The sequence below is a fragment of the Luteolibacter sp. AS25 genome, assembly GCF_046736275.1.
In the GTDB taxonomy this organism is placed as follows: domain Bacteria; phylum Verrucomicrobiota; class Verrucomicrobiia; order Verrucomicrobiales; family Akkermansiaceae; genus Luteolibacter.
This window is the reverse complement of record NZ_CP151837.1, coordinates 195,659-211,751: the sequence shown is the minus strand read 5'-3', so window position 1 is coordinate 211,751 and position 16,093 is coordinate 195,659. Positions and strand designations below refer to the sequence as shown.

Below are 16,093 nucleotides of genomic sequence, written 5' to 3'. Positions count from 1 at the left end.
TTGAGTTGAAATGGCTGGCAAAAAAGCACCACCACCGCTTGCCATCCCCCCACCTCCCAACATAAAACCAGCCCCCGTTTTATGTCCAACGCCACTTCTTCAGCCCACCTTGAGCTCATCGCCGCAGAAACCGGCATCAAGCTTTCCTCCGTCACCGCCACCGCAGAGCTCCTCGCTGAAGGCGCGACCATCCCCTTCATTTCCCGCTACCGAAAAGAGGCCACCGGCGAGCTAGATGAAGTCCAGATCCAGACAATCCGTGACCGCATGCAGCAGCTCGCCGAGCTCGACTCCCGCCGCACCACCATTCTCAAATCCCTCGACGAGAGGAAACTTCTCACAGAAGAACTAAAGAAAAAGGTCCTCGCAGCCCTCACCCTCACCGCGCTCGAAGACATTTTCGCCCCCTTCCGCCCGAAACGCCAGACACGCGCCACCAAAGCCCTCGAAAAAGGCCTCGAGCCACTCGCCGATTTCCTCCTCGAAAACCAAAACGCGGACCCCGCCGAGGAAGCCGCGAAATTCATTAGCGAGGAAAAGGAAGTCACCACCGCGGAAGAAGCCTTGGCAGGCGCACGCGATATCATCGCAGAGCGTGTTGCAGACGATGCCACACTCCGCGGCCAAGCCCGCAAGATCTACGAGGAAGAAGCCACCGTCTCCTCCAAGATCATGTATGGAAAAGAAGAAGAGGCGGACGCCGCGAAATTCCGCGATTACTTCGAGTGGTCGGAACCCTTCAAATCCATCCCATCCCACCGCATGCTCGCCATCCGACGTGGGGAAAAAGAAGCATTCCTGTTCATGCGCGTGGAAGTCCCACTCGAGCGCATCACCAACATCGCCGTACCATCCTGGGTTTCCGGAAAAGGCGAAGCCGCCGAGCAAATCCGCCTTGCTGTTGAAGACGGCTGCAAGCGCCTCCTCCTCCCATCCATGGAAACGGAAATGCGCCTCCTCGGTAAAAAACGTGCCGATGAAACCGCCATTCAGGTATTCGCCGAGAATCTTCGCGAGCTCATGCTGGCCTCCCCCCTCGGCGGGAAACGCACCCTCGCCATCGATCCAGGCTTCCGCACCGGTTGCAAAACCGTCGTCCTCGATGCCCAGGGAAAACTCCTCCACCACACCGTTCTCCACGCCACCGCCGGCTCCAACAGCCAGCAATACGAAGCCGCCACCGAGCTCGCCACACTTCTCAAGAAATACGACATCGAGGCCATCGCCATCGGCAACGGCACCGCCTCCCGCGAGACGGAATCCTTCGTCAAAAAGCTCAAACTCCCCTCTTCCATCCAGGTCATCATGGTCAATGAAAGCGGTGCCTCAATCTACTCCGCCTCGGAAGCAGCCCGTGATGAATTTCCCGATCAGGACGTCACCGTCCGCGGTGCAGTCTCCATCGGCCGCCGCCTCATGGACCCCCTCGCGGAGCTCGTGAAAATTGATCCCAAGGCAATCGGCGTCGGCCAATACCAGCACGATGTCGACCAGCGAGCCCTCAAAACCTCCCTCGATGATACCGTCGTATCCTGTGTGAACGGCGTCGGAGTAGAGCTCAATACCGCCTCGAAGCACCTCCTCGCCTACGTCTCCGGCCTCAGCAATACCCTTGCGGAAAACATCGTCTCCTACCGCACGGAAAAAGGCGGTTTCACATCCCGTGCCCAGCTTAAGGAAGTCCCCCGCCTCGGTGAAAAAGCCTTCGAGCAGGCCGCGGGATTCCTACGCATCCGCGGCGCAGCCCACCCGCTCGATTCCTCGGCCGTTCACCCGGAGCGCTACCCGCTGGTGGAAAAAATGGCCGCAGACCTTGGCTGCTCCGTCCCGGATCTCATGCAGCAGGACTCCCTGCGGAAAAAAATCAGCCTTCAGAACTATGTTTCCGAAGACGTCGGCCTCCCTACCCTTCAGGACATCCTTGCGGAACTCTCAAAACCCGGCCGCGATCCCCGCAAAGCCTTCGAAGCCTTCTCCTTTCAGGAAGGAGTCGAGAAACCATCCGACCTTACCCAGGGCCTCAAACTCCCCGGCATCGTCACCAACGTCACCGCTTTCGGAGCATTCGTCGACATCGGCGTCCACCAGGACGGCCTCGTCCACGTAAGCCAGCTATCCGATCAATTCGTCCGCGATGCATCAGAAGTCGTCAAAGTCGGCCAGAAAGTCCAGGTCACCGTCATGGAAGTCGATTTGAAACGCAACCGGATCGGCCTCTCCATGAAATTCAACCCAGATTTCGAGCCACGCCAGCGGAACTCCAGCCCCGGCGACAACCAAAACCGCCGCCCACAACAGCGCCGTGAAAACTCACGCCCCGCCCCGTCCGGCAACGACTGGTTTTCCCAAGCCATGAACAACGCAAAGAAACGCTAAGGAAACCCACCTCCCCAAAGTTTCACACAGCCACAAAACTAGGATTTTATTCTAGCTGAATAAAGTTTAGAACACACACGTGTTCATACTCGCCGCCACACGCACTCCATTCTATGAAATCGGCGGCGAGCTGTCTCCTCTCTCCGCCTCCGATCTCGGGCGCGCGGTTGTCTCCTCCCTGCTTCTCAAAACGGGAATCGATCCAGCGGAAATCTCGGAGGTCATCTTCGGCTGCGCCTATCCGCCCATCGAATCCGCGAACATTGCCCGCAGCATCGCACTCCGCGCGGGCATCCCAGGGCACGTCCCCGCAAGCACCGTGCAGCGGAACAGTGCATCCGGCCTTGAGGCCCTCACCTCCGCGCATCAGCGCATCGCCGCCGGCCAGGGCGAGCTATTTTTGGTCGGCGCCACGGAGAGTATGAGCAATATCCCCCTGCTATTCCCGAACGAAGCCGCACTCCACTTCGCCGATCTCAGCCGTGCGAAATCTTCCGGCCAAAAACTCTCCGCCGCCGCCAATTTCAACCTATCCGACTTCCGGCCGAAAAGCGGACTTGAGATGACCCAGCGTGATCTGTTCACCGGAAAGACATCCGTGGAAATCGCGGAAAAACTAGCCCGCGAATCCGGCATCTCGAAAACGGACCAGGATAATTACGCCGCAGAATCCCGCGCAAAAGCCGAGTCCTCCCGCATGGCTCTCTCCGGAGAAATTTGCCCGGTTTTCATAAACGGCACCGCAATCCAGCACGACTCTCCATCAAATCCGCCCGATGAATCAGACTCAAGCTTCGGACCTACATCACAATCCGTAACCCATTCCAATTCCTGCCAAAATGCTGACGGAGCCGTCGCTTTTCTCGTAGGCACCGAGGCTGTTGCCCAAAGATTGGGGCTCGATCCTCTCGGACGCGTGGCGACCTACGCATACGCCGGATGCGATCCATTGGCGCCTGATCTAGGCCCACTCGCGGCAATTGAAAGAGCCAAGCAACTCTCCGGCCTCACCCCTGATAGTGCGGACCTGATAGAAATTCACGAGGCCTTCGCGGTTCAGGCACTTGCCATCATCTCAGCTTTGGAAGACCTCGGTTACGAAGTTCCGGCAGAGAAGATCAACCGTCACGGCGGCTCCATCGCGTTTGGCCATCCCACCTCCGCCTCCGGACCGCGCATGATTCTCAGCGCACTGGGACAACTCCGGGAAAACACCACCAGCCGCGCCCTGGTCACCACCTCGATCAGCGGCGGCCAAGGAGCTGCGATCTATTTGGAGAAACCCTAACCGCCCCGCAACTTGCCAAACATTTCTCTCCATTTCGAAAAATCCATCGCGTATCTGGTCTTCTCCAAAGACGGCGATAACGCGGGTGTGCTAGGCGCCAGAACTTTAGCGGAACTGTCAGAGCGTCTCGACGAACTTTCCTGCCACGCTGTCGATGGACTTATCGTTTTTCCCTATTTCATCGGATCTGATCTTGCCGAACTCGCCACCGCAAACCCGAAGGAGTCCAGCCAGCTCATCGCCACCGGCCAGAGCATCTTCAATCGGATATCGGATATGGAGTTCCCCACCGTTGCCGCCATCAATGGTCCATGCATCGGCGGCGGGTTCGAGCTGGCACTCGCCTGTGACTGGCGGATCGGCAGCAATGAATCAGATACGGAAATTTCGCTCCCCGAGGTATCACAAGGCATTCTCCCCGCGTGGGGAGGCACCACCCGCCTCCCAGAGCTACTAGGACTGCCGGACTCCCTTCCGGTATTACTTTCCTCACAATCCTACTCCGTGGAAAGAGCCCGTGAAAAAGGCCTGATCGATGAAATTTCACACATAGAGCAACTCGCGGATCGCGCCCTCGATTTTATTGATAAAGGGAAGCGCCATCATACGCACAACCCCATCGTCCACAATCAGGCCGTAGCCACGCTGACAAAAAAGCAATTTCTCAAGGAGCTGCAGAAGCGGAAAACCGAGCACACCGCATCCATCGAAGCCGCCCTCGAAGTTGCCGTCACATCCATCGGTAGAACCCGCGTGCAATCCCAGCAAGCCGAACTCGAGGCCCTCCAGTCCCTGCTGAAATTACCGACGACCCGGAACCTACTGCGATTTTCCGCAAACAAGCGCAGCCACCAGCTCTCGATTCGTCCCCACGGTTTCAATCACGCAGCCGTCATAGGAGCCAGTCCGAACGGCTGCGATATCGCCGGAATTCTGAGCCTGGCGGAGATTCAGACCATCCTCCGTGAAGATTCCATCGAAACACTCGCGCAGGCAATGCAGACAATTTCCGATTCCTTTTCCACATCGGTAAAGGCGAGCAGAATCTCGCAAATTCAGTCAGACCGCTCCCTCGACCGTATTCACCCAGCTGAATCGCCGGTATCTTTACTCCGTAGTGATCTCGTAATCGTGACCTCAGCGGATGAAAAATCCCCTTCGGAAATCAACCCCAAAGCGATAATCGCAACCCACTCCGCCGCCCTCCCGATTTCTCCTAATTCGCAATATTTCGAAAATCCGGAGCGCCACCTTGGGTTACATTTCCCGAACTTCCTTCCCAACTGCCCGGTAGTTGAAGTCATCCGCACCGATTTCACCTCCACCGAATCGCTCAATGCGATCACCGCTCTCGTCCACTCGATCGGAAAGATCCCGGTTATCGTCCATGACTCGCCCGGCTTCGTCATCTCCCGCCTGCTGATCTCATATCTTTCCGCTGCTTCGGATCTATTTAAGAACGGCGCGGATCCCGAAGATATCGACGATGCCATGCTGGAGTTTGGAATGACGATCGGCCCGCTACACCTGATCGATCTGATCGGCCTGCAAACCGTCCTCGAACACGCGAAAATCCTCCATCAAGCCTTCCCCGACCGCATTCCGATCCCGGAAACCGTAGTCGAACTCCTTTCCGCAGGGAACCAGGGCAGCAACACCGGAAGCGGATTTTTCGTCTACGACACACCTTTCCCGGCCGTGAACGCGGAAGTCATCGGGTTCCAGACCGGCACCGATGACACGCCGAAAAACACCGCCGAAATCCTTTCCGGCATCATCATCCGTGAAGCAGAACTCTGCTTGGCGGAGGGACTGGTCGCCACCCGCGAGGAAATCGACCTGCTTATGGTCCTCGGAACCGGATTCCCACCTTTCCGCAGCACCAGCTTGCATCTTCGTTAATTAACAGCACATTATTTTCCTTATGGAATGGAAAGGTCGACGCCAGAGTTCAAATGTTGAAGATGCCAGGGGCCGCAGAAGCACCGCCGGAATGGGTGGAGGTCGCGGAATCGGAATGGGGCTGCTCTCACTAATCGGCAGGAAATTCGGAATCAAAGGCATTCTCATCGCCATCGTTGCCGGAGTAGTCCTCTGGAAACTCGGCATCGTAGATCCGAACATGCTCCTCGGCGGAAGCGCTCCTACCAGCAGCAGCAGTAGTCCAGTCAATGCGAGCCCCGAAGAACAGGAACTTTACACCTTCATCGCCACGGTGCTCGGCGGCACGGAAGAAGTCTGGACCGAGGAATTCTCAAGAATTGGCAAAACCTACAAGCTTCCGGAAATGCAGGTCTACACCGGCGCTACCCGCACGGCCTGCGGTCAAGGCAGCGCCTCCATGGGACCGTTCTACTGCCCCGGTGATGAGAAAATCTATATAGATCTTAGCTTCTACGATGAACTTGCCCGAACTTTCAATGCCCCGGGAGATTTCGCCCAAGCCTACGTGATTGCCCACGAAGTAGGACACCACGTCCAGCACCTGCTAGGCACCACCAACAAGGTCAACGCGGCACGAGGCACCTCGAAACAAAACGAAATGTCCGTTCGCCTTGAACTGCAGGCGGATTTTTACGCCGGCATGTGGGCCAAGCAATCCATGGAATATTTCAAGATCGACCGTGAAGACATCATGGAAGCAATGGGCGCCGCCAACGCCATCGGTGACGATGCCATCCAGAAGAAATCCCAAGGTAGAGTCGTCCCCCACACCTTCACACACGGCACCTCGGATCAACGCATGCGTTGGTTCAAAAAAGGCCTCGAAAGTGGCAGGATCGAAGACGGCGATACCTTTTCAATGCCCTACAGCCAGCTGTAATCTACAGCGGCTGTAGGTTGCTGAAGCGTTCGACTAGACGTTCAAATTTCCGTCCACTCCTGTCTGGATATCCGCGCCGGTTGCGGCCTTCACCAGCATTTTAGCCATGGTGATAAGTTTGCCGTCCTCCGTGTCCCAGTAGTGGGCCACCGCTGGCTGCACGCAGATCAGCGAAACATTGGGATCATCTTGGCCGCCTTCAAACCACGCATTTACCAGCGGGTTCCATAGCCTTTGGATCAAATCTTTATCGGTCGAAATCGAGGCCGTACCGTAGATAGTCATGAACTCCATATCAGGAGTATTTGCGAAATTTAGCTGAACGCGTGAATCCGCATTTATATGAGCATTATGTGTGCTGTCGATACTGCTGAAGAACCACAAACGGCCTTCATAGTCAGCTTCCTGGACCCGCATCGGACATACGTGGGCTGGAACTTGGCCGAGGTTGGTCGCAAACATGCAGGTGTCTGAGTTTTTAACGATTTCCTGAAGCTTCGAGATTGCTTCCTCCGAGATTAGATTTTTTGTGTCTGACATACTTTAGTATTCAACAAGCTTTGCCCGCGGTCAAATGGAAGAGTCCATGCATTCGATCAGGGTTGCAGGTCGTCCATTTCTGGGGCAAGAAATTCCCGCAACCATGGCCGCCACCTCCTCATTCCTACCCCGCCACATCGGTCCCACTCCCGCCGATCAATCCGAAATGCTCCAACAAGTGGGCCACGGCACGCTCGATGAGCTAATTTTCGAAGCTGTTCCAAACGGGATCCGAATGGACAGAGAGCTGGATCTCCCGGAGCCACTTTCCGAAAATGATGCACTCAGCTGGCTGAAAAGCTGGATGTCCCAGAACGTGGTGGTGAAAAGTTTCATCGGCCAAGGTTACTACGGAACCCTCACACCGGGTGTCATCTTGCGAAACGTGCTGGAAAATCCCGGCTGGTATACAGCTTACACGCCTTACCAGGCAGAGATCGCCCAAGGCCGCCTGGAGGCGCTGCTCAATTTCCAGACCATGGTGACAGATCTTACCGGCCTGGATGTATCCAATGCATCCCTACTCGATGAAGGAACAGCGGCAGCCGAAGCCGTCACTCTGGCACTCTCCAACAAACCAAAAGGCACCGCTATTTTCATCTCGGACCGCTGCCATCCGCAAACGATCGATGTAGTGGTCACCCGGGCTGAGCCGCTCGGTATGAAAGTCATCATCGGTGACTGGGCAACTTTCGATCCAACAACGGCGGAAGGACTCTTTGCAGTCATCGTTCAATACCCGGATACCCGTGGCCGCATTGACGACTTCACCAATTTTTTCGCGAAATCCAAGGAAGCAGGAGCCATCACAATCTGCGCGGCGGACCTCATGGCTCTCACTCTCCTGAAAGCTCCGGGCGAATTCGGCGCGGATATTTGCGTAGGTTCTTCCCAACGCTTCGGCGTCCCACTCGGCTTCGGTGGTCCACATGCGGGCTTCATGGCTTGCATCGATAAACTGAAAAGAAAAATGCCGGGCCGCCTGATCGGAGTTTCCGTCGACTCCCAAGGCCAGCCAGCATACCGCCTTGCTCTTCAAACACGCGAGCAACACATCCGCCGCGACAAAGCTACTTCGAACATCTGCACAGCGCAGGTTCTCCTCGCCGTTATCGCTTCCATGTATGCGGTTTACCACGGCCCGAAAGGCCTCAAGGAAATCGCCCGTAGCATTCACTCGAAAGCCCGCGAGCTTCAGAATGCACTCACAGCCGGCGGAGAAATTGTCGAAGACGGCGCGTATTTCGATACCCTCGTCGTATGCACGGAGCGTGCTGAAGAGCTGGTAATGCTAGCGCCGGAAAGCGGCTTCAACCTCCGCCTCATCGATGGCAGTCACGTCGGCATTTCTCTCGATGAGACCACCACTTCCACGGATATCTGGAATCTCTGCAAACTCTTCAAAATCGAGCGGCCTTCCGAGAAACCACAGGACGTTTCCTGGGGAGAGAGCCTCTCCCGCACCTCGGAATTCCTCACCGCTCCGGCCTTCAATGCATACCATTCTGAAACGGAGATGCTCCGTTACCTCAAGCGTCTGGAGACAAAAGATCTCACGCTGAATGAATCCATGATCGCCCTTGGGTCATGCACCATGAAGCTGAACGCCACCTCGGAAATGCTTCCGCTCAGTTGGCCGGAAGTTTCCTCCATCCACCCCTTCGCCCCGGCAAACCAGACCACCGGCTACATCGAGATGCTCACGCAACTGGAAAACTGGCTTGCTGAAATCACCGGTTTCGCAGCCGTTTCCCTCCAGCCAAATGCAGGCTCACAGGGCGAATACGCCGGTCTCATCGCCATCCGCCGCTATCACGAATCACGCGGCGAGGGTCACCGCCACATCTGTCTCATCCCGGTTTCCGCCCACGGCACCAACCCTGCCTCGGCGGTCATGTGCGGCATGAAAATCGTCGGCGTGAAATGCGATGACGCAGGCAACATCGATATGGAGGACCTCAAAGCCCTCACTGCAACCCACCGTGACAACCTCTCCGCCCTGATGGTTACCTACCCGTCCACACACGGGGTGTTCGAGGAAACCATCCGTGAAATTACCGATATCATCCACGAGGCCGGCGGCCAGGTCTATATGGATGGCGCAAACATGAACGCCCAAGTCGGCCTCACCTCCCCCGGCCTCATCGGCGCTGATGTCTGCCACCTCAATCTACACAAAACCTTCTGCATTCCACACGGTGGCGGAGGTCCGGGTGTCGGCCCGATCGGAGTCGCCCCGCAGCTTGTTCCGTTTCTTCCGGGGCATTTCTCGATGGAAGATAAGTCTCACGCCGTCTGCTCAGCCGCATACGGCAGTGCCTCCATCAACACCATCTCGTGGATGTATATCGCCATGATGGGCGCCGCCGGACTTAAAAATGCCACGGAAATCGCGATCCTGAATGCAAACTACGTGGCCAAACGTCTCAGCAGCTCTTTCCCCATTCTCTACACCGGTAAATCCGGCCTTGTAGCGCACGAGTGCATCATCGATTGCCGTCCGCTCTCCAAGGAATCCGGAATCGGCGTGGAGGATATCGCGAAACGCCTGATGGACTACGGTTTCCACTCACCGACCATGTCATTCCCGGTCACCGGCACCCTCATGATCGAGCCTACCGAATCGGAATCGAAGACCGAGCTCGACCGCTTCTGCGATGCGATGATTTCCATACACGGAGAAATCCAGGACATCATCGATGGGAAAATGGACGCCACAGATAACCCGCTAAAGAACGCACCACATACCAACAGTGTGATGTGCGCGGATGAATGGCCGCACGGCTACACCCGGCAGCAGGCAGCCTTCCCGCTACCTTATCTCAAGGTTCACAAATTCTGGCCTGCAGTCTCCAGGATCGACAACGTGCACGGCGACCGCAATCTCGTCTGCACCTGCGATACAGTGGAAGCCTACGCCCAGCGCTAGGAAACCAACCGCATCGTCATCGGATACTCGTAACGCTTCCCTTCCGCCGCCGCGATGGTGGCGAGAATGGCCAGCACCATCGAGCCGATGCTGAGCGGGATGATCAGGATAATTCCCACGCAGGTGATCACACAGATCAAGGAGTAGATCAGAATGGAGATGTGGAAATTCAACGCCTCTTTCGCGTGATATGCCACCTCCGGGGAGTCGTCCTTTGAAACGATGTAGACAATCAGCGGCACCAGTAGCCCGACCCCAAGCAGAACGGAAACGTGGCAGAAAATAATCAGAAGATTATCACTTCCCGAGGGACGAACCGGCGGTGGTGTCTGCTGGATGGCGGGTAACAATGGAGGTGAAGTGCCTGGTGTTGGGTTGGAATCGTTTTCCATAGCTGAACAGAAGCCTAGCCGGAGCACCGGAATGCACAATTCGAATTGGCTTCATTGCAAACTGTCATCACACGGAATCAAACCTCGCAATTTGCAATCCCCACCCGGCTCCAACAAACCACAGACCTAACCGCAAACCTTTGAATATAAAGGATTTATCCAAATAAAGCGTCAGTGGATCAGAAATTGCAATAGCTTAGGTATTATGAATCCAATCTTTATCCACAAAACAAACGTTATGAATAAACTACAAACTAAATTCTCCCGCACATTCATGTATGCGGGCCTTTCAATCCTTTTCGCGGCAGCCGCTGCACCTTCCTGCCAGACAGTGAAGGGCTTTGGCAATGACGTGGAGGATACAGGAAACGCCATCGAAGGCGCTGCATCCCGTTAATTCAGCCGGAACAAACAACAACAGAAAAGGCAGTAACGCAAGTTACTGCCTTTTTTCTATTTAGAGGCGGAGAGAGTATTGGCCAGCGCCTCGCGATAGCGCGTGAGTTGTTCGCTTTTCTTCAGCTCAAGTGCGGCGTCCACTGCTTCCAAAGCGGAATCATAACGCTGTGCGGCAACCATCAGACGTGCCAGCTCCACATTTGCCTCATAGGCGGTGGAAACATCAGTCACGGCTCGTTCCAAAAGCAGCTCTGCGGAACCATTCTGGCCAACTTGCATACGGTATTTCGCAAGTATCAGCAGCGTGGTTCCATCCGTAGGATCTTCGTCGATCAACGCCTCCAGAATTTTTTCACCATCCGCCGGGCTCTCCTCCGAACCGATGAGATAGCGCGCCTTCGCCAATTTCAACGAGCGTGGAGGATTTTCCGTTTCCGCCTTTTCCAAAAGATCTTTCACCATCGGCCAGTCGGAATCCGCCGATGCGGTTTCCACCAACCTCAGCACCGCATCGGTTCCCGGCTTTTCCTCACCGGAATATGCAGTCTCGATCCTGTCTTTCGCCACTTCTGAAAGACCCGCACGCAAATGCAGACCAGCGAGTTGGAGGGTTTCATCGGGAGAGAGCAGGTTCAGGCGGAAGGGCATTTCCAACGCCTTCGCAGCCGCATCCGGCTTATCTACACCGAGGTAAAGATTCGATTGAAGGACGGCATAGGACGGCTCCAGTGGACGCTGCCGGATAATTTCATCCAGTAGGGTGATCGCCTCCCTGTCGTCACCCATATTCTGGAGGCACTGGGCGATTCCCGCTTTCCATTCCGGAACTTCCGGCTCGGTAACTTGCGCCAACCGGTAAGCCTGAAGAGCACTGGCGATTTCACCTTGAGAAAGCCGGCAGTAGCCGAGCATACCGTAGGTTGTGCCCTCTGAATCGCCGAGCCGGACAGCTTCGGTGAGATGTTTCAGCGCGTTCTCCAGATCATTTTCACTTACCAGCGCCAAGGCCAGATTCCGGTGTGCCCGGCGGAAAGATGGATAAGCATCCAGCGCTTTCTTGTAGCTCTCGATTGCTTCCTTGTGTTCGCCTTTTTCAAAATGGAGATTTCCCAAATTGAAAAGCAGCGCCGGAGACTTCGCGGTGAGAGACGAGGATTTCAATGTATCCAGCGAAACCGTCCGTTTCCCGTCCGCCATGTATTCCTGGATTTTCACCAGCAAACCGCGCTCTTCCGTGCTGACATTCGGCTCGATTCTGGCCTCGATCCGATAGGATCCGTTGAACGATTTCTGAAATGCGGGATCTTTCCAATAAGACGAGGAAAGTGGCAAGGGCTCCGCCGAAAGTGCGAATGCGGATGCACATAGGTAGATCACGGAAAAGCCCGCGTGGGCTTTGAACCCGCTGTTGTTGGATGAAAAATAACTCATAACCGGTAACTTCTGAAAATTTCTATTTCTGGATGACGATTGGCCAGCGCATGATTGCTTTCACTGGTTGGCCATTGCGCTTGGGTGCTGTGAACCGCGCTCCCGAGGCTACCCGGCGGGCTGCCGATACCAAATCAGGATGCGTGGATGAAATTGTGCGGCGGATACTGACGCCCCCCGATGTGGAGAGCTCCACCTCGAAGACAACCGTGCCTTTGGTAATTCCCTGCCGGGCGAGCGAGCTGGGAAAACTCGTGGAGCCATGCCTTATCAAACGTGGCGTGCCGTCCAGCTCACTGGGGGTGTAGTGGGATTTCACCACAGGCTTTGGCGTAGGCTTCTGGTAATTCGGCTGCTTTTTGAAAAACGGTTTCGAATAGTTCGATTTCTTCGGTGTGGCGGGCTTTGGCGGTGTCGGCAGAGGGGCGGGTGCCACATCTGTGAAAAATTCCTCCACGGGAGCCGTGATATTCATAGGCACCTGGGCCTGTGGGATAGGAACCCGAGTGGCATCCGGGATTTCACTGACCGTGGTGAGTGCCGGCGGTGAACTTACAGGCTGCTCTTCCTCGGGTTCGGACGGAGGCGGCGGTGGTGGAGGTTCGAAATTGATCGTTTCTATTTCACGGACCTTCAGCTCCGGCACGTCCGAGGAAACGGTGAACAAGCGCGCCACTCCGAGCACCGCCAGAAGTATGGCGGATGCTACGATGCCGATGATGGTGGATTTGAAATTCACTCTTCGGTAGCTAATGAGACAGAACCCGCTCCTGCGAGTTTGGCGGAATCGATCACCTGCACGGTGGCTTGTGTGGGTGTGGCGGAATCCGCACGAATAATAACGGGAGATTCCGGGGTCTCCTCCAGAAGCGCGGAAACTACCGCGCGCACTCCGTCCTGACCGATTTCCCGGCCACCCTGCCATACGCGCCCCTCGGCGGTAATGGCCAACAGAATACTCTGGCGCTCAAGATCCTGGGAGCTTGCAGCACGCGGCTTGGAAACCTCGATCCCTGTTTCCTCCACAAACACAGTGGTGACGATGAAGAAAATCAGCAGTAGGAACACCACATCGATCAATGGTGATATATCTATCCCCGAAGCCTCCGAGGAATTCATGCTATGACGGAATCTTCTCATGGTAGGGAGGTCGGGCTGGAGTTTCCTGCAAGAGCGCTGTGCAGATGCTTTTGCAACGTGAGGTGTGTGGTTTCCGCCTGGCGCTTGATCAGCGCCAGAAGAAACGCGGCCGGAATCGCGATGATCAGTCCGGCCTGGGTCGTTACCAACGCCCGGGAAATACCGGTGGAAATGGTGTCCAACGGAGCCTCGCTGCCAGCCGCCATCCCCGAGAAGGTGATCAGCATACCGGCGACCGTGCCCAGTAGGCCGAGCAATGGCGCCACTGAGATAAGAATGGTGAGAAACGGTAGCCGGCGCTCCACCCAGGCGATTTGATCGAGTTCCAACGAGGCGTGGCCGCGGATGATTTCACGGGAGGAGAGCTCCCGCCTCTCCCATGGCATGGATGATCCCACGCCGGAAGATTTCGGCCGATGGCTCTCATCCACTGTTTTCCGGGTGGCGAGTAAGTTGCGCCAAGTGCTGAAAAGCGTGGAATAGATCGCTACGGCAAGCAGAAGCAGCGCGATCAAGGTCGGCCCGCCCTCGTGGATAATCTGTTGGATGGCTTGGATCATTTCACACGGAGTCCGTTAATGAACGAAAGGCCCAGGCGTTCTGTTTTCTGGGTGATTCCAGTAGCACGGCGGGAGAGAAAGGCATGGAGGATTAGTGCCGGAATGGCCACAACTAGTCCGAAAAGCGTGGTGATGAGCGCTTCGGAAATACCTCCCGCGAGTGGTTTTGGATCCCCTGAGCCGAAAAGCGTGATGAGATTGAAAGTCGAGATCATCCCGGAAACGGTACCAAGAAGGCCCAGCAGCGGAGCGGTGGCAGCGGTAATAGCAACAACAGGAAGCATTGATCCCACCTTCTCCTGAACTCCCATCAATTGCTCGTAGAGAGTCTCCTCAGCCAGATCCTGTGACTGATCGGAAACGGCCACCAGTTTCTCCATCACTGCTCCAGCCGGGTGATTCTGCGAGGCGGCAAGCTCTGCAGCCTTGGCACGATCCCCATTCCTTAGAGCGGCAAGGATCGCGGTGATCCAGGCTTCGCTCGGCTCCCGGTAGCGGAGGAACTGCGCGAGTTTCACGATTCCGAAGAACAGCGAAAGCACTGCAAGGAACATAATCGGCCAGATCCAGAGTCCGCCTTTGCGAACCAGCTCCAAAGGGCCGCCGTTGATTTCTTCCATGGCACGTGCATCGCCACCGGTAGGATCAAGCGCCAATTTCGCCTCACTTCCTGAGAAAAGTTTTCCGATTGTGCCGGTATCGCCGGAAATGAAGGTATGCATGCCTGCGGAATCCGTGGAAAGCAGGTCGCCTCCGGTTGATTTATCTTCAGCCAGGAAGTATGAAGCCGGGCCTACTGCTGCAATCGTCCCCTGAATCACATTCCCATCGGAATCTACTGCTTGGCCGGGTGCTTTCGAGCCACCCATGATTTCCTCCATTTGGGCAAGGGCAGCATCAAGAATCACCAAACGACTCTCAAGTGCCTCGGCAGGATCATCCGCGGTGGCGGCGATGATTTCCGGAGAAACTTCGATCGCCGGAGTGCCCGCTGGCGCCTGGGTATCGGATTTCAACGCGTAGTCTTTCAGCATTCCGGCAATATATCCGGCATCCTGGCTGCGTGTGGCGTAATCACGCTGCAGACCGCGCAGTTCTTCGGCACGATCCATCCTGGATTGGCGGGCAATACGGATGAGTCTGCGCTTTTCCTGAAGCTCCTGCTCTACCTTACGGTATTCCGCGGAGAGTTCCGGCTTCTCCGCGGCGATTTCTTCGCGGGTCTTTTCCAAGGCTGAAAGTGCGCGGGTGAGATCGGTTTCGGCCGATTTGAGCGCCTCGGGAATGGTTGTTTCCGCGCTGAGCGAAATGCTGAGCGCCATGAGAACGAGAAACGGTTTGGTAGAGAACATGTGGTAAAAAAGGTTCGATCAGTTGAATTTCTTACTCCGGGATCAGTCGAGCTTCAGCGGGAGCTCGACCATGGAAGGCGGGCGGGTTTTCTCCAGGGTTTCAAATGCTTTAAGAAGCTCTCCCTTGATTTCCGGCTGTGGCGTCCAGACCCAACCATCAGGCCCCGGCTGACCAATCCCGCTAGAGGACTTCCCATCTGTATAAAACGCGCGGGCAAGGCCGAGGTAAAGAACCTGCACCTGGCGGGAATCGTGGATTTCCGTAGAACGATTATACCTGCGGTTGAAATCGTGGGCTTTTCCCAGAAGTGAAAGCATTGAGCGGAGAACCTCGCGCGGCTCATCGCTTGGCTTCCAGGATTTCAGCTTCGCCAGGTCCTCTTCGGATTCATTGACGAGCGGGCCTGGAAAGCTCTTTGCCAATGCCAGCGTGCGCGGGACATTTCGGGAAATCGCCTCCGCCATAACACTCCGGGTGGCCTTCAGTGCGGCGACATCCGCCTGTAGTTCCTCAGTGGATTCCAAGTGCCCTTGAGCGGAGTTCCCAGCCTCGTCCATTTCTTCGTTCAGTAGTTTCAGCTCTTGTGCATGAAGTTTCAGGAGTTCGTCCATCTCCGCCTTGCGCACTTCCCAGTCAATTCGCTCCTTTGATTCCAGCGTCTGGGTATCGACGATTTTCGAAATGGTTTCCCGCAGTTCGACAACAGCAGGGTCTGTAGTCTGCGCCTGCAGACCTGTAACCAACACGAGGAATATGATAGCGTAACGGTGCATAAATTTCTTATTGAGAATGAGTCTCAACTCCGCGGCGATGGTGGACATTATTATCTCAGGGTCAAATGAAAAGAACCACCGGAACCAA

At 55.8% G+C, this 16,093-nt stretch carries 14 protein-coding genes; 6 read left to right on the top strand and 8 right to left on the bottom strand.

Going from position 1 to position 16,093, the window contains the following annotated elements; all coding sequences use genetic code 11:
* The first annotated feature begins 81 nt into the window (after window positions 1-81).
* The 4 genes from AAGA79_RS00960 (at window position 82) to AAGA79_RS00945 (ending at window position 6,488) form a co-directional block, all read left to right on the top strand.
* A complete protein-coding gene (locus AAGA79_RS00960; protein WP_411826910.1) occupies window positions 82-2,376 on the top strand; it encodes a Tex family protein in 2,295 nt (764 codons plus the stop codon).
* Window positions 2,377-2,455: 79 nt separating this feature from the next.
* Complete coding sequence (locus tag AAGA79_RS00955) at window positions 2,456-3,664, top strand: thiolase family protein (RefSeq protein ID WP_411826909.1); 1,209 nt, start codon at window positions 2,456-2,458, stop codon at window positions 3,662-3,664.
* A gap of 12 nt (window positions 3,665-3,676) precedes the next feature.
* Entirely contained in the window at window positions 3,677-5,566 is a 1,890-nt protein-coding gene (locus AAGA79_RS00950; protein WP_411826908.1) for an enoyl-CoA hydratase-related protein, read from the top strand.
* A gap of 22 nt (window positions 5,567-5,588) precedes the next feature.
* Window positions 5,589-6,488 (top strand): neutral zinc metallopeptidase, encoded by a 900-nt coding sequence (locus AAGA79_RS00945; protein ID WP_411826907.1) that lies wholly within the window; start codon window positions 5,589-5,591, stop codon window positions 6,486-6,488.
* 33 nt (window positions 6,489-6,521) lie between these two features.
* Here the strand turns inward: AAGA79_RS00945 and AAGA79_RS00940 are convergent, their stop codons facing one another.
* The gene (locus tag AAGA79_RS00940) at window positions 6,522-7,028 is read right to left on the bottom strand and encodes a pyridoxamine 5'-phosphate oxidase family protein (protein ID WP_411826906.1); all 507 of its coding nucleotides are present in this window, start codon (window positions 7,026-7,028) and stop codon (window positions 6,522-6,524) included.
* A 103-nt stretch (window positions 7,029-7,131) separates the two neighbouring features.
* On the opposite strand from AAGA79_RS00940, the gene gcvP reads away from it, so the two are divergent.
* Window positions 7,132-9,957 (top strand): aminomethyl-transferring glycine dehydrogenase, encoded by a 2,826-nt coding sequence (gene gcvP / locus AAGA79_RS00935; protein WP_411828205.1) that lies wholly within the window; start codon window positions 7,132-7,134, stop codon window positions 9,955-9,957.
* Here gcvP and AAGA79_RS00930 read toward each other — a convergent pair.
* Window positions 9,954-10,349, bottom strand: a complete 396-nt coding sequence (locus AAGA79_RS00930) for a DUF4870 domain-containing protein (protein ID WP_411826905.1) — start codon at window positions 10,347-10,349, stop codon at window positions 9,954-9,956. The two genes, gcvP and AAGA79_RS00930, sit on opposite strands and share 4 nt — an antisense overlap.
* Window positions 10,350-10,587: 238 nt before the next feature.
* On the opposite strand from AAGA79_RS00930, the gene AAGA79_RS00925 reads away from it, so the two are divergent.
* On the top strand, window positions 10,588-10,746 hold the full coding sequence (locus tag AAGA79_RS00925; RefSeq protein ID WP_411826904.1) for an entericidin A/B family lipoprotein: 159 nt from the start codon (window positions 10,588-10,590) through the stop codon (window positions 10,744-10,746).
* 56 nt (window positions 10,747-10,802) lie between these two features.
* On the opposite strand, the gene AAGA79_RS00920 is transcribed toward AAGA79_RS00925, so the two are convergent.
* Genes AAGA79_RS00920 through AAGA79_RS00895 form a run of 6 tightly spaced genes read right to left on the bottom strand, consistent with a single transcriptional unit; the run spans window position 10,803 to window position 16,053 of the window.
* A complete protein-coding gene (locus AAGA79_RS00920) occupies window positions 10,803-12,179 on the bottom strand; it encodes a tetratricopeptide repeat protein (protein ID WP_411826903.1) in 1,377 nt (458 codons plus the stop codon).
* Between the two features lie 22 nt (window positions 12,180-12,201).
* Window positions 12,202-12,918: an energy transducer TonB gene (locus AAGA79_RS00915; protein WP_411826902.1), complete on the bottom strand. Its 717-nt coding sequence runs from the start codon at window positions 12,916-12,918 to the stop codon at window positions 12,202-12,204.
* Complete coding sequence (locus AAGA79_RS00910; protein ID WP_411826901.1) at window positions 12,915-13,298, bottom strand: ExbD/TolR family protein; 384 nt, start codon at window positions 13,296-13,298, stop codon at window positions 12,915-12,917. Before AAGA79_RS00910 ends, AAGA79_RS00915 begins: the two co-directional genes overlap by 4 nt.
* A 17-nt stretch (window positions 13,299-13,315) precedes the next feature.
* Window positions 13,316-13,879 (bottom strand): MotA/TolQ/ExbB proton channel family protein, encoded by a 564-nt coding sequence (locus tag AAGA79_RS00905; protein WP_411826900.1) that lies wholly within the window; start codon window positions 13,877-13,879, stop codon window positions 13,316-13,318.
* The gene (locus tag AAGA79_RS00900; RefSeq protein WP_411826899.1) at window positions 13,876-15,231 is read right to left on the bottom strand and encodes a MotA/TolQ/ExbB proton channel family protein; all 1,356 of its coding nucleotides are present in this window, start codon (window positions 15,229-15,231) and stop codon (window positions 13,876-13,878) included. Before AAGA79_RS00900 ends, AAGA79_RS00905 begins: the two co-directional genes overlap by 4 nt.
* 42 nt (window positions 15,232-15,273) lie before the next feature.
* Window positions 15,274-16,053 carry a DUF3450 family protein gene (locus tag AAGA79_RS00895; RefSeq protein ID WP_411826898.1) on the bottom strand — a complete coding sequence of 260 codons (780 nt, stop codon included), beginning with the start codon at window positions 16,051-16,053 and terminating at the stop codon, window positions 15,274-15,276.
* Window positions 16,054-16,093: the final 40 nt, after the last annotated feature.